The 14,361-nt window shown below is 72.2% G+C and carries 9 protein-coding genes; 6 read left to right on the forward strand and 3 right to left on the reverse strand.

All coding sequences use genetic code 11. The features are described 5' to 3' along the window. Positions 1–38 precede the first annotated feature (38 nt). From BKA18_RS25595 to BKA18_RS25610, 4 genes are all read left to right on the forward strand, one after another. Entirely contained in the window at positions 39–701 is a 663-nt protein-coding gene (locus BKA18_RS25595; protein ID WP_366045406.1) for a hypothetical protein, read from the forward strand. Between the two features lie 199 nt (positions 702–900). Continuing rightward, positions 901–3,585: a type 1 periplasmic-binding domain-containing protein gene (locus BKA18_RS25600; RefSeq protein ID WP_429638627.1), complete on the forward strand. Its 2,685-nt coding sequence runs from the start codon at positions 901–903 to the stop codon at positions 3,583–3,585. 205 nt (positions 3,586–3,790) lie between these two features. Continuing rightward, positions 3,791–3,976 carry a hypothetical protein gene (locus tag BKA18_RS25605; protein WP_006602933.1) on the forward strand — a complete coding sequence of 62 codons (186 nt, stop codon included), beginning with the start codon at positions 3,791–3,793 and terminating at the stop codon, positions 3,974–3,976. A gap of 139 nt (positions 3,977–4,115) precedes the next feature. After that, positions 4,116–7,205: a helix-turn-helix transcriptional regulator gene (locus tag BKA18_RS25610; protein ID WP_366045614.1), complete on the forward strand. Its 3,090-nt coding sequence runs from the start codon at positions 4,116–4,118 to the stop codon at positions 7,203–7,205. Positions 7,206–7,316: 111 nt separating this feature from the next. Here BKA18_RS25610 and BKA18_RS25615 read toward each other — a convergent pair whose 3' ends face one another. The 3 genes from BKA18_RS25615 to BKA18_RS25625 all read right to left on the reverse strand — a co-directional run bounded on the left by BKA18_RS25615 (position 7,317) and on the right by BKA18_RS25625 (position 10,037). Next, on the reverse strand, positions 7,317–7,505 hold the full coding sequence (locus BKA18_RS25615) for a DUF6191 domain-containing protein (protein WP_006602931.1): 189 nt from the start codon (positions 7,503–7,505) through the stop codon (positions 7,317–7,319). Positions 7,506–7,591: 86 nt separating this feature from the next. Continuing rightward, positions 7,592–8,761 carry a PQQ-dependent sugar dehydrogenase gene (locus BKA18_RS25620; RefSeq protein WP_366045404.1) on the reverse strand — a complete coding sequence of 390 codons (1,170 nt, stop codon included), beginning with the start codon at positions 8,759–8,761 and terminating at the stop codon, positions 7,592–7,594. Positions 8,762–8,999: 238 nt separating this feature from the next. Continuing rightward, positions 9,000–10,037: an aldo/keto reductase gene (locus tag BKA18_RS25625; protein WP_366045403.1), complete on the reverse strand. Its 1,038-nt coding sequence runs from the start codon at positions 10,035–10,037 to the stop codon at positions 9,000–9,002. 88 nt (positions 10,038–10,125) lie between these two features. Between BKA18_RS25625 and BKA18_RS25630 the strand changes: the two genes are divergently transcribed. After that, entirely contained in the window at positions 10,126–11,088 is a 963-nt protein-coding gene (locus BKA18_RS25630; protein ID WP_366045402.1) for a 2-hydroxyacid dehydrogenase, read from the forward strand. Positions 11,089–11,394: 306 nt separating this feature from the next. Next, positions 11,395–14,316: a putative bifunctional diguanylate cyclase/phosphodiesterase gene (locus BKA18_RS25635; protein WP_366045401.1), complete on the forward strand. Its 2,922-nt coding sequence runs from the start codon at positions 11,395–11,397 to the stop codon at positions 14,314–14,316. The last annotated feature ends 45 nt before the right edge of the window (positions 14,317–14,361 follow it).

The following is a 14,361-nucleotide window of genomic DNA, read 5'->3' on the forward strand; positions in this document are numbered from 1 at the left end:
TCATCCGACTCTCAGACACGGCACCTACGGTCGCGCCCATGGGAACCACCAGGACGACCGAAAAGCGAACCGACGAGACGACCGTGCCGGCGCAGGCCGCCACGGAGAGCGACGCGGCGACGGACACTGCTGCGCTCCCGGAGACCACCGAAGCGGAGGCGGCCGGCAAGGCCGCCGCCAAGGCGGACGAGCAGGCCGACGACAATGCGGCCCTCGCCGAGCAGGACGAGGCGAGCGAGCGCGATGCCGATGAGGTCGAGAGCAGTGCGGACGTGGAGGCCGCTTCCGCACACAGCGCCGGCGGGATCGCCGCCGGTGCCGGTGCCGTGGTTGCCGCGGGGCTCGGCCTCGCCTCCGTGACCGGCACCTGGCTGGGCACGCTGATGGCCGAGCGGCAGACCCTGATGGGCCAGATCGGTCTCCAGACCGGCAAGACCAGGGACCAGATCGCCGCCGTCTACGGCACCCCGTGGCACACGACCGCGCTGGTCAACGGCGTCTTCGCGCTGCTCGCCGTGATCGCCGCCGTGGTGGTGCTCACCGGTCGGCGCGCCACCTGGGTGCGGGCCGTGGCCTGGGGCGGGCTGGCGCTCGGCGTCCTGGGGATCCTGATCTCCGCGGGCATGTACCTCGACCTGTTCGCGAGCATGCCCGTCGTCCCGAAGGGCACCGGAGGCGGCGGTGGCCCGGCGGCGCCGTAAGGAGCCATGGCCCCGACGAGCCGCCCGCCCAAGACCCACCGGTCCAGCCGGTGGGTCTTTGTCGTTCCGGGACGGCGGACAGGGGGGAGAGGCGCAGCGGCCGGCATTGTCCCCAGAATTCCCAAGTCGATTGTGGCCCGCGTACTCACCGACCTAACATGAACAACTACCCTGCGTAGCTGACTGGTTGACCATCGAGGTGAGATCCGCGAACAATCCCATCGAGCCGCCGTCCTTCCCTGACGATGCCGGTGCCGACTACTTCATCCGCGAGTACCGCACCGCCGTGAACCCCGCCCGGCGGGACTTCCTGGAGAACAAGCCGCCGCTGCTCATCCTGAGCCCACCGGCGGACGGCCCGGACGCCCGCACCCGCCGGGTCCTGGAGGCGCTGCGCTGGGCCCTGGGCCCCGAGCACAAGCGGGTCCCCCATGTCGTGCTGCACGCCGAGGAGGACGTGCCCCTCCTGAGCATGCAGGCGGGCGCCGGGCTGGGCTTCGACGTGCCCCGGAACTCGGCACCGGACCGGTTCCCCAACTTCTGGCTGATGGCGGACGTCGTCGCCCACATACAGGAGAGCCGGCCGGGCAGCAGCGGCCTCGGGGCGCGGAAGTTACGGGACCACGTCTACCGCCAGCGGGCCGAGCGGGGCGGGCTGCCCGGCTTCCTGTGGCACCTGGGCGGCACGGACACCGCACCGATCGGCGGCGTACGCGGCTTCTTCGTGGGGCTCGTATGGCACTCGCTGACCCGGACCCTGCCCCGTTGGGCCTGGGCGCACCGACAGAACCGACGGCTCATCAGGTCCAAGCGGAGCGGCTGGCTCGGCCGCCATCTCAACGCGACCGCCGGCGGGGCCCCGGTGTTCGAACTCCTCGACCAGGTAGGGGCCCGGCAGTCCCCCCGGCTGCATCTGGAACCCGGCCACCCCCGGCACAAGGAAGGGCTCGCCGCCCTCGAACTCCTTTTGCTGCGCGCCCTGTTGGAGGATCTGCACAAGCCTGCCGTGGGGCGCTTCCTGCCCAAGCGCCGCCGCCGGGTGTCACGCCCCGTACTCCTGGTGGAGATTTCCCCGGAGGGTGCCCCGGGAGCTGACGCCGCGGAGCGCTTCCTGCGCTCGTTCCACACTCTGCAATCCGGTCTCGACGGGCCGGGCCCGCTCGTGATCGCGGTGGGCAGGCCCTCCGCGGCCCTGCAGACGGATCTGGGCGTCGAACGCACCAACCTCCGCCGGGCCAGCACCTTGCTCCACTCCAGTAACCCGCGGCCGGTCATGGTGCCCCTGGAGGACGAGCCCTTCGGGCGGCTGGGGCTGCAGATTCCCCCGGTGCAACCGCGGAAGTTCAGGATGGGCTGGCGCGCCGTGACCGTCCTGGAACTGGCGGTGCTGGCCGCAGCCCTGGCGGCCGGGACGGCGGCACCGACGCTCTGGAAGCCGACGAGGAACCTGAGTTGCGTCGGCGGGGACCGTCCGGTCGCCGGTGCCGGGCAGAGCAAGCTGCCCGAGTTCAAGCCGAAGGAGTGGTATGCGGACGCGCTGGAGCGGATCAAGCAGCAGAACCGGAAGGCGGAGGAGTACGCCAAGGACCGGGCGGTGCGCACCGTGGTGCTCTTCGAGTCGAGCCCGCCGACGGACGCGCAGGACACCATCTTCGACGGGTCCATCCCCGAACTCCGCGGCATCGCCATGTGGCAGGAGTGGCTGAACAAGGACGCCGCTTCGAACCTCTCCCGGGTACCCCTGCGGGTGGACGTGCGGCAGGCCACCACCGGCTTCACGAACGCGAGCGCCCTCGCGCGGGACCTCATCAAGGATGTCCGGCAGGAGGAGCAGGGTGCCGACGACAAGAAGATCGTCGGCGTCCTGGGCTACGGGCAGAGCACGACGGAGACACGGGACGCCGTAAGGCTGCTGGGCAACGCCGACATCCGGATGCCGACGGTCGGCACGACCGCGACGGCGGACGAGATGCAAGGCGAGACGTACTGGCCCTTGACCCCGGTGAACAGCCGGGAGGCGAAGATCGCGGCCGACTTCGTCGCGCACTCCAACGTCGTGGAGAGCACCGCGCAGACGACGTCGAAGTCCGCGACCTGTGTCCCTGCCGAGCAGGCCGTCATCGTGCAGAACCCCGGCGACCTCTACAGCCGGAGTCTCGCCGACAGGTTCCGTCGGTCCTTCAAGGGAGACGAGACGGTCATCAACTTCACCCAGGGCCCGCAGCACATCGAAACGCCCGCGGACACGCAGAAGGCGACCTCACCTGACCGGCTGGCCGGTCAGGTGTGCCAGGCCCTGAAGGGCAATCCGCGCACCGTCGTGTACTGGACCTCGCGGGCACGGGACTTCACCGCCTTCGTCAATGCCATGGACGTCAACGGAACCTGCAACGAGAACGGTCTCACCGTACTGGGCGGCAATGAACTCACGAACGTGGCGCTGACCGGTGAGTACGACGACAATTCCTGGCTCCGGCTGTACTACTCCGCGCACCGCCTGCCCGAGGGAGACCACCGCGCCAGCGTGCAGACGAAGCAGTTCATCGGCCATTACAACTCCGAGTACCCGAAAGATCCCTGGCGGCACGACGGGCACTCCGCGGTCTCCTACGACGCCTTCCATACGCTCTCCATGGCGGTGGACGCGGCCCATTCCGGCGCATCCGTGGACCGGGACGCCGTCCTGACCGCGCTGCGGAACGGCGTCCATTTCGACGGTGCCACCGGGGGCGTCAAGTTCTCCGAGGACAGCAACGAGCCTCCGCTGAAGAAGGCGCTGGTGATCCTCAGGCAGTTGGCGGACGGGCCCCGGGCGGTGGTCGCCTGCGGGGCCTACAACCCGTCGGCGCTGAAGGAGGAACAAGGGCCGCCGTGCCCTCCCTGACGTCACCACGGCCGGTTTTCCAGGGTCTCTAGGGCTTGCGTACGCCATACCTAGGCATCCTCCCGCCGGCCGGCAACGGATTCTAAGGACCGTGCCGGCCTGAAGATCGGGAACTCTCCCGATGTGGCGGACCCCCCTTGGCGACGAGGCTGGAGCACATCGACACACCGTCGAGGCACCACCTCACCGCCGTCAGGGAGACACCGTGTTCCACTCCGAGCTGGAGATCCGGGTCCGTCACGAAGAACTGCGCCGCGCGGCCGACCGGCAGCGCCTGGTGCGCGAGGCGACCGCCGGCCGCCGCGCCGCCGCCCGCTCCGGGAGCGACGAACCCGAGGGGTGGGTGAGGGCATGGAGCCGGTGGGCGCGGGTACGCCGCGCCGCCGCATGACAGCGGGCCGCCCATGACGACCCCCACTTCGGTCACGCCGCCGGCCCGCACTCCGTCCGCCCGGTCCCTGGTGCTCCCCGCACTGGACCGGGCCTTCCGGCCGCAGAAACTCGCTGCCGGACTGTCAGACCCCTGTGCGATGCTCGGCAGCGTGGAGACCAGGTCCGTCAGTCCCGTGTTCGTCGGCCGCGCAGCCGAACTCACCGCGCTCGGTGGCGCGCTCGCCCGTATCGCGGCGTCCGGCGAGCCGCAGGCCGTGCTGATCGGCGGTGAGGCCGGGGTCGGCAAGACCCGCCTCATCGAGGAGTTCAGCGAGTCCGCCCGCGCCCAGGGCGCGCTCGTCGCGCTCGGCGGCTGCATCGAGATCGGCTCCGAGGGCCTGCCCTTCGCCCCGTTCTCCGCGATCCTGCACACCCTCAACTGGCATCTGCGCGACGAGCTGGCCGCCGCCGTCGCCGGCCAGGAGGGCGAGCTCGCCCGCATCCTGCCCGAGTTGGGGGAGACGCCCACCGAGGCGCACGACGAGGAGATCGGCCGCGCCCGCCTCTTCGAGCTGACCGCGCGCCTCCTGGAGCGGCTCGCCGTCGACCGCACCCTGGTCCTCGTCATCGAGGACCTCCACTGGGCCGACCGCTCCACCCGCGAACTGCTCGCCTACCTCCTGCGTGCCCTGCACGACGCCAACGTCCTCCTGGTGGCGACCTACCGCTCCGACGACATCCACCGCCGCCACCCGCTGCGCCCCTTCCTCGCCGAGATCGACCGGATGCGCACGGTCCAGCGCATCGAGCTGGCCCGCTTCAACCGCGACGAGGTCCGCTCCCAGCTCGCCGGGATCAACGGCAGCGCTCCCGAAGAGGACACCGTCGACCGGGTCTTCAAGCGCTCCGAGGGCAACGCCTTCTTTGTCGAGGAGCTGGCCCGCGGCCTCGCCGACGGCGCTCTGCACGGCCTGAGCGACCCGCTGCGCGATCTGCTGCTGGTGCGCGTCGAGGCGCTCCCCGAGGACGCCCAGCGGGTGGTGCGCACGGCCGCCGAGGGCGGCTCCACCGTCGAGCACGAACTCCTCTCCGCCGTCTGCCAGATGCCTGAGGACGACCTCATCGAGGCACTGCGGGCCGCCGTCGGCAGCAACACCTTGGTGCCCACCCAGGACGGCAAGGGCTACCGCTTCCGGCACGCCCTCGCCCGCGAGGCGGTCGTCGACGACCTGCTCCCCGGTGAGCGCACCCGCCTCAACCGCCGCTACGCCCAAGCCCTGGAGGCCAACCCCGCGCTGGTCCGGGCCGATGTCTGCGCCGCCCGGCTGGCCAGCTACTGGTACAAGGCCCATGACGCCGCCAAGGCGCTGCCCGCCGTCCTCGCCGCCTCGGTCCAGGCCCGCCGCCGCCATGCCTACGCCGAGCAACTGCGACTGCTGGACCGCGCCCTGGAGCTGTGGGACGACGCGCCCACGGAGGTCCGGCACGGCGTGCGCCCGGTCGACTACACCGAGGCCTATCCGGCCTGCGGCTGCGACGACGACGCCCTGCGCTTCCTCGATCTGCTCGCCGAGATCGCGGTGGCCGCCCGCCTGTCCGGCGATGCCGAGCGGGCCTTCACGATCACCAAGCGCGCCCTGCGGTCCCTGCGCGGCGAGAACGACCCCCTGCGCAGGGCATGGTTCCTGATGCAGCGCTCGCGGCTGTGCCAGTCCACCGGCCGCGGCAACGGCTGGGAGGACCTGGGCACCGCACTGGAGCTGGTCCGCGGCCTGCCGCCGTCCCCCGTGCACGCCGCCGTGATGGCGCACGTCGCCAACTGGGCGATGCTGCACGAACCGGGTCCCGACACCTACGCGACCGCCGAACGCGCCGTGGAACTCGCCCTGTCCGTGGGGGACGAAGAAGCGGAACTCAACTCCCGGGTGACCCTGGGCAGTTTGCGGGTGGACGCCGGAGAGGCCGAGGCCGGCCTCGCGGAGCTCCGCTCCGCCCTCGACCGTGCCGTCGACCGCGGCTACTTCAGCATCATCGGGCGGGGCCACGTCAACCTCCCGTCCGTCCTGGAAAGCATCGGTCGCTCCCGTGAGGCCGTCGAGGTCACCGAGCAGGGCGTCGCCCTCGCCACCCGCTACGGCCTCAAGGACCGCACCAGCTGGGTGCTGGGCAACCGCGCCGAATCGCTCCAGTCGCTGGGCCGCTGGCAGGAAGCGGGCCGGGCCGCCGCGGACGCCCGCCGCTTCGCCCAGAGCCCCCGGTCGCTCGCGCTGGCCGCCAACCGCCTCACCCACCTCGCCCTGGACCGCGGCGACCTCGCCGAGGCCGAACGGGAACTCACCGTCACCCGCGAGCACTACGGCACCCACGATCCCCAGCCCCAGCACACCATCCCCCTCGCGCGGCACGCCCTGCGCATCGCCGCCCGCCAGGGCCGCCTCCTCGACGCCCGGTCCCTCTTCGAACGGGCCCTGGACGCCGGCTTCCCGCCCGGTACCCAGCGCTACGCCTGGCCGCTGCTGTGGTCGGCGACCGCCGCGGAGTCGGACGCCCGGGGCCTGCCGGCCGCCGAGCCGGGACGGGCCGCGGTCCTCGCCGGTATCCGGCAGGCCGCCAAGAAGCTGCCCCGGCTGCTGCCGGTCTGGGCGGCGTACGGCCTCGCGGTGGACGCCGAACTCCGCCGCGCCGAGGGCCGCGAGACGCCGGACGCCTGGGCCGAGGCGGTCGCCGCCTTCGAACCGCTGGAGCGCCCGCACGAACTCGCCCGCGCCTGCTACCGCTGGGCCGAATCACTCCTCCATGCCGGCGAACGGGCCACCGCCGGGCTGCAGGGCCGCACCCCGCGCGAGGCCGCCGTCCTGCTGCTCGCCCAGGCGCACACCGCCGCCGGGACGATGGGCGCCCGCCCCCTCGCCGAGGAGATCGAACTCCTCGCCCAGCGGGCCCGTCTCCCCCTGCCGGGCCTGATACCGGCCACCGGCAACGGCGCCGGCCGCAGCGAGACCGAGGAGCCCGCCGCCCCCGCCCCGTCCCTCGGCCTGACCCGGCGCGAACGCGAGGTGCTCCGGCTGGTCGCCGACGGGCGCAGCAACCGCCAGATAGCCGACGCCCTGTTCATCTCCCCGAAGACCGCCAGCGTCCATGTCTCCAACATCCTCGCCAAGCTGGGCGTCTCCGGCCGCGGCGAGGCGGGCGCGGTGGCCCACCGCCTGCGCCTCTTCGGCGAACCGGCGCCGGGGATGCCCTCGTAGACCCCTGTCGTCACGCGACGTGCCGGGACGGCACCACCTCACCCGTCCACAGCCTCGCCCAGCCACCCAGTCCGCAGCGAGCCCCGTCCACCACCACCCCGGACAGCACCCCTACCGCCCGTCCGACGGATCCTGCTGCCGTCGCGGCGCCTTGACGACCACGGTCCCCGAGGAGAGGTCGATCGGGCCCTTCGCGGGGTCGGCGTCCCCCACGTCATCGACGACCAGCGACATCTTCTGCCGCTCCTCGTCGGTGTGCTTACGACCGGGCGCGAACAGCTCTTCCACGACATTGAACATGGTGCCTGTCCCCTCTTCGGCGTGACGTGCACCCGTCCCCCTGTACCCGAGTGTAGGCAGGTCGCCCGAAAAGGGGATCAGCCGCGTCAGCTCACCTTGAGGCGGAGGATCCGGTCATCGCCCTTGTGCGGCGTGCCCCGTCCGTCCGTGTTGCTGGTGACCAGCCACAACGTGCCGTCGCCCGCCGCCACCACCGTGCGCAGCCGCCCGTAGGTGCCCTGAAGAAAGGCCTGCGGGGCCGCCACCGGCTTGGTCCCGTTCAGCGGGATCCGCCACAGCCGTTCGCCGCGCAGCGAGGCCATCCAGATCGAGCCCTTGGCGTACGCGATGCCGCTGGGTGAGGCAACCGCGGGCCGCCACTCCTCGACCGGGTCCACGAACCCCGAGCCTGCCGCCGCGCCTTTGGCCTTGCCCTCGGCCTCGGGCCAGCCGTAGTTCCGGCCCGGCTCGATGAGGTTGAGCTCGTCCCAGGTGTCCTGGCCGAACTCCGAGGCCCACAGCCGGTCGTCGGCGTCCCAGGCCAGTCCCTGCACATTGCGGTGGCCGTAGTCGTACACCACCGAATCGGCCGCGGGGTTGCCGTGGACCGGCTCGCCGTCCGGCGTCATCCGCAGGATCTTGCCGGCCGGGGACTTCTTGTCCTGGGCCAGCCCGGAGTCGCCGGTCTCGCCGGTGCCGGCGTAGAGCATCTTGTCCGGGCCGAAGGCGATCCGGCCGCCGTTGTGGATCTCGCCCTTGGGAATGCCTTTGAAGAGCGTGTCGGGCGCGCCCAGCTGATTGCCCGGCGGGCGCTTCTCGTCGTAGACCATGCGGGCGATGCGGTTGTCGGACGCGGTGGTGAAGTACGCGTACACCTGATGGTCCGCGCCGAACGACGGGGACACCGCGATCCCCAGCAGCCCGCCCTCGCCGCCCGGGTCCACGCCCGGCACCGACCCCAGCTCGGTGATCTTCCCGTTCTTCGCCGAGACCCGGACGACCTTCCCGGTGTCGCGGGAGCCGACCAGCAGATCCCCGCCCGGCAGCACCGCCACGCCCCAGGGCGACTTCAGCCCGGTCACCAGGGTCGCGGTCACCTTCACCGAGCCCTTGGCGGGCGGCGCCTCGGACGACGGTGAGGCGCCCGGGGAGGCGCCGCTCTGCGCCGGGACGGAGGACGTCCCGGCGCCGTGCGGCGCCGCGCCACCGGACGAGCAGCCCGCTGCCAGGAGCAGCGAAGCGGCGGCCAACACGGCGGTGTGGGTACGGCGTTCCACGGCGGGGTCCTCTCGTCGGCAGGGCGGGACAAGAACACCACATCGCGCCGCACAACGCCCGCACCCCAGGCGCTCCAACGCCCGCACCCCAGGCGCTCCTGAACCACTCCCACCTGCCGTGATCCGGCACGGACCGGCGGCCGAGTGCGGGTGTCCGGGGGCAGGCAGCCGGGGGTACGCCGCGAGCCGGACAGGCCCTGGTTGCGGAGGGGCTCCTAGTACCAGGACCGCGCGCCGGCTAGTACCAGGACCCGCGCGCCGGCGGCAGCAAGGCGATCTCCGCCAGATCCTCGCGGGTGAGCGTCAGCGCCGCGGCCTTGGCGTTCTGCGCGGCCCAGCGTTCCTTCTTCGTGCCCGGTACCGGGACGACATGCCGGCCCTGCGCCAGCACCCACGCCAGCGCCACCTGCCCCGGCGTCGCACCGTGGCGCGCGCCGACCCGGCGCAGCCCGGCCACCACCGGCTGGTTCGCGGCCATCATCTCGGCGGTGAAGCGCGGGTGACGGGCTCTTATGTCCTCCGGCTCGAACCCCTGCCCCGGGGTGAGGGTGCCGGTCAGATAGCCGTTGCCCAGCGGCATCGCCGCCAGGAAGCCCACACCCCGCGACTCGCACCACGGCAGCAGCGCCTCCAGCGCCTCCGGCGACCACACCGACAGCTCGGCCTGCACACTGCTGACGGGGAACACCTGCTGGATGCGCTCCAGTTGGGCCAGCGTGCCGTCGTGCATCCGCGAGCGCCGCGGCCCGCCGCCGGCCGGCCGCCGCTCCGTACGGGCCGCGCGGGCCGGCCGTACTGCCCGCGCGCCCACCGCGCACAGCCCCAGCGATCGCACCTTCCCGGCCGCCACCAGCTCCGCCATCGCCCCCCAGGTCTCCTCGATGGGCACCTCGGGATCGGCCCGGTGCAGCTGGTAGAGGTCGATACGGTCGGTCTGCAGCCGCCGCAGCGAGGCGTCGCAGGCCCGCCGGACGTAGCCGGGCCGCCCGTTGGCGACGATGTGCGCTTCCCCCACCAGCAGACCGCACTTGGTCGAGACGAACGCCTCCGCCCGCCGCTCCTTGAGCACCCGCCCCACCAGCAGCTCATTGGTGAACGGGCCGTACATGTCGGCGGTGTCGAGCAGGCTGCACCCCCGGTCCAGCGCGGTGTGCACGGCTCGCAGCGAGCTGTCCAAGCTGCGCTGCGACTCGGTGTACCCCCAGCTCATCGGCATACAGCCGAGTCCGATGGCGCCCACTTCGAGGGCCGCCGCACCGATTGTCCTGCGCTCCACCTGGTTGTGCCTCCATCCCCTCGCCCCCGGTCAAGGGCCTGACCAAACTAACGTCTGAGCAGAACATCTCTTCGCATAGCCTGCGGTCATGGCAACCGCAGACCAGCGCACCGAGGCGCACGACGTATGGCTCCCGATCCCGCCCGACGAGATCGAGGGCCTCCCCGCCGGCCTCCGCTACCTCCACTGGGACGCCGGCCTCGACTTCCCGGCCGACCCGGAGCGGTGCGTCTTCTATGCGGTCCCCTATATGAAGGGCACGGGGGTGAGCCTGCGCCCGCTGTCCCGGATGAGCCGGGTGCGGGTGGTGCAGACCCTCACGGCCGGTGTCGACGACATGCTGCCGGGGCTGTCCCGGATGCCGTCGGGCACCCAGCTGTGCAACGCCCGCGGACTGCACGACGCCAGCACCGCGGAGCTCGCGCTCACGCTGATCCTCGCGGCGCTGCGCGGCGTTCCCGACTTCGTACGGAGCCAGGACGCGGGGGAGTGGCGGCCGGACGTCCGGCCGGCGCTTGCCGACAAATCGGTCCTCATTGTGGGCTATGGTTCGATCGGCAGTGCCATCGAAGACCGGCTCACACCTTTTGAGTGTGCGCGGGTGGCGCGCATCGCACGCACCGCGCGTGACACTGTGCGCGGCCCCGTGCATCCACTCTCCGACCTGTCCGCCCTCCTGCCCGACGCGGACGTCGTCGTGCTCGCGGCTCCGCTCACCGAAGCGACGCGTGGCCTGGTCGGAGGCGATTTTCTGGCGCGGATGAAGGACGGCGCACTGCTGGTGAACATCGCGCGCGGCGGGATCGTCGACACCGCGGCACTCCTCACCGAACTCCGGTCCGGGCGGCTGCGTGCGGCGCTCGATGTCACCGATCCGGAACCCCTGCCCGCCGGGCACCCGCTGTGGCACGCTCCCGGCGTGCTCCTCACTCCACACGTCGGCGGCCCCAGCTCTGCCTTTCTGCCCCGTGCGAAGCGGCTGCTGCGTGATCAGTTGACGCTTTTCGCGGCCGGAGAGCCCTTGCGGAACGTGGTCGCGACCGCCGGCTGAAGCGGTCGCGAGTAGCGCTACGAGTCCGTAAGACTGCGGGGAGTAGGCACTCTTCCGCCCCTAGTCACGCTCCGTAGAGAGGCTATGTCCCTGAGTGACGGAACTGGTGTATCGTCCCGAGCGGGGACGACGCCGGGAGGGACACGGCGCGTGCGAAGGATCCGGGACTCGAGGGGGGCGACGGGCGATGTACGGCCGATGGACGATTCGCGAGAAGCACGATCCACGAGCGCCCGCGGGAATACTGCGAGGCCCCCAGGAGCGCCGCTCGCGACGCCGCCCGGTACGGGTGAGCAGGAGAATCCGGTGAGCGCCCCCGGGGCGATGCTCTCCCGGCCGCCGGCACCGGCCGGCAGTCCGCCGAGCACGGTCCCGCAGATCGTCCTCGCCGTGGTGTGCGGCGGCTATGCCGTCGGCGCAGCGTTCGGCTGGGGGTCGCCCGAAGTCGCGGCGTTCATGGGGGACTTCGGCCTCAGCTTCGCGGCGCTGCTGGCGGCCGTCTCCTGCGGTCTGTACGCCCGCAAGCGGCGCACCCGCTTCCGCCCCGCCTGGATGCTGTTCGCCGCCTCCTCAGGGATGGCCGGCCTCGGCAACGGCGTATGGGGCTGGTACGAGGTCATCGAGGGGACCACGGTACCCAGCCCCTCCTTGGCCGACTTCTGCTTCCTGCTGTTCGCCCCACCGGCCATCGTCGGTCTGCTGGTGCTCGCCAAGAGGCCAGTGACCAGGGCCGGTTGGGTCTGCCTGGGGCTCGACTCCTGGCTGATCGCCGGCTCGCTGGTCACCCTCTCATGGAGCCTCGCGCTCGCCCACACCGCCCATTTCCAGGGCCGCAGCGTGGCGCAGAGCGCGCTGTCGCTGGCCTATCCGCTGCTGGACATCGTGCTGGTGAGCATGGTGCTCGTGCTGCACTTCCGGCGCTCCTCGGTGCACCGCTCGGCGATCAACACCGCGGTCGCGGCGCTGGCGCTGACGGTGCTGTGCGACGCCCTGTTCAGCTCCCCGCTGCTGCGCGAGCACTACCGCTCCGGCCAGATCCTGGACGCCGGATGGTTCGCCGGCTCGATACTGCTCGCGTACGCGCCCTGGGTCGCCCGTCGCGCGGGCGACGAGACCGCCCAGGAGGAGTCCAGGCCCGCCGCGCGCCGGATCCCGCCGCACGGCAGCCGTCCCATCGCCGGCTCGCTCGCCGCGCTGACCCCGTACCTCGCCGCCGCGGTCTGCACGCTGGGCATCCTCACCAACGTCCTGGACGGGCGGCGCATCGACCGCGTGGTGCTGTTCACCGGCTGCACGGTCGTCCTCGCGCTGGTCGTCCGCCAGGGCATCATGCTGCTCGACAACATCACCCTCACCCAGGAACTGGCGCAGAAGGAGAACCACTTCCGCTCCCTGGTGCAGGGCTCCAGCGACGTCATCATGATCGCCGCCCCGACCGGTGTGCTGCGCTACGTCAGCCCCGCCGCCGCCGGTGTCTACGGGCGCGACGCCGAGGAGCTGGTCGGCTCCGAACTGGCATCGCTGATCCACCCCGAGGACCTGGGCCGGGTGGTGCACGAGGTCCGCAGATTCCTCGCCGCCGCCCCCGAGGACGAGCCGACCACCCGGATCGAATGCCGCTTCCGCGCCGGCGAACAGCGCTCCGGTGGTGACGGCTGGCTGAACGTCGAGTCCACGGTCAACCGCCACCACGGCGGCCTGATCTTCAACTCCCGCGACGTCACCGAACGCGTCCGGCTGCAGGCCCAGCTCCAGCACAACGCCTCGCACGACGCACTCACCGACCTGCCCAACCGCGCCCTGTTCACCGAACGCGTCACCCAGGCCGTCACCGGCCGCCGCGCCAGCGACCTCGACACCGCCGTGCTCTACATCGACCTCGACGGCTTCAAGCAGGTCAACGACACCATCGGGCACCAGGCGGGTGACGAGCTGCTGATCCAGGCCGCCCGCCGGCTCGGTGACTCGGTGCGCGCCGGGGACATAGCGGCCCGGCTGGGCGGCGACGAGTTCGCCGCGCTGATCACCGGCGACGGCACCCGCGACCTGGCCGCCCGCGAGTTCCGGATCCACGAGATCGCCGACCGGCTGCGCATCCGGCTCTCCGATCCCTACCGCATCGACGGCCGTGAGGTGCGGGTGGCGGCCAGCATCGGGGTGGCCTTCGCCGAGCCCGGCGTCAGCCCCGCGGGCCTGCTGCGCAACGCGGACCTCGCGATGTACCGCGCCAAGCAGGCCGGCAAGGGCCGGGTGGAGCTGTACGCCCCGCAGATGCAGACCGAGGTGGCACACCGTGCCGAGCTCGCCACCAAGCTCCGTACGGCCCTGCACGACGGCGCCTTCTCGCTGCTGCACCAGCCGGTGGTGGAGCTGGCGAGCGGACGGGTCACCGCGGTCGCGGCGCACGCCCGCTGGCGCTCCGCCCAGGGCATCTTCTTCACCCCGGCGGAGTTCCTGCGGGTCGGCGACCGCGGACGCTTCACGGAGGACGACGGCGACCGCGCCGCGGAGCTGGACCGCTGGCAGCTGGAGGCGGCCGTCGAGCAGGCCTCGGCCCGCCACCGCGCCGGCTATCCGGTCCCGGTCGCGGTCCGGCTCCCGGCCCGCCGGCTGCTGGACCAGGCGCTGTCCCCCAAGGGCGTGGAGTCGCTGCTCACCCGGCACGGCCTGCCCTCGCGCGCGCTCGTCCTGGAGCTGTCCGAAAGCGATCCGCGCATTCCGCTGGACGACCTGGAGCGCCGGCTGGTCGCGCTGCGCCGGCTCGGCGTACGGATCGCCCTGGACGGCTTCGGCAGCGGAGTCGCCGCGATCAGCGCGCTGCGCAGGCTCCCCGTCGACGTCCTGCGGCTGGACCGCGGGCTGGTCGACGGCGTGGTGGAGTCCGCCCGGCTGCACAAGATCACCGCAGGGCTGCTGCGGATCGCCGGAGACCTGGGCATGCAGTCCGTCGCGGACGGCGTCGATCTGCCCGAGCAGGTGCTCGCGCTGCGCTCGATGGGCTGCACCCACGGCATGGGCACGGCCTTCTCCGGGCCGCTCGACGAACACCGGCTGCGGCGGTCCCTGACGCACGCCCACTATCCGGTGCCGGACGTCGCGGTCCAGGGCCGGGCGGTGGTGCTCACCGGCAGCGGACTGCCCGCACGCCAGGGCGGCCCGGCGGGCCCGGAATCGATCGTGCATCCGCCATTGCGCTCAAATAGTGAGACCTCCGTCCCACCCACTTGACACCCGGTGCACGGCGGGGGGAGGGTCTGTGCCATGCGCACCCGA

The sequence above is a fragment of the Streptomyces auratus genome (assembly GCF_050433025.1).
GTDB classification, from domain to species: domain Bacteria; phylum Actinomycetota; class Actinomycetes; order Streptomycetales; family Streptomycetaceae; genus Streptomyces; species Streptomyces sioyaensis.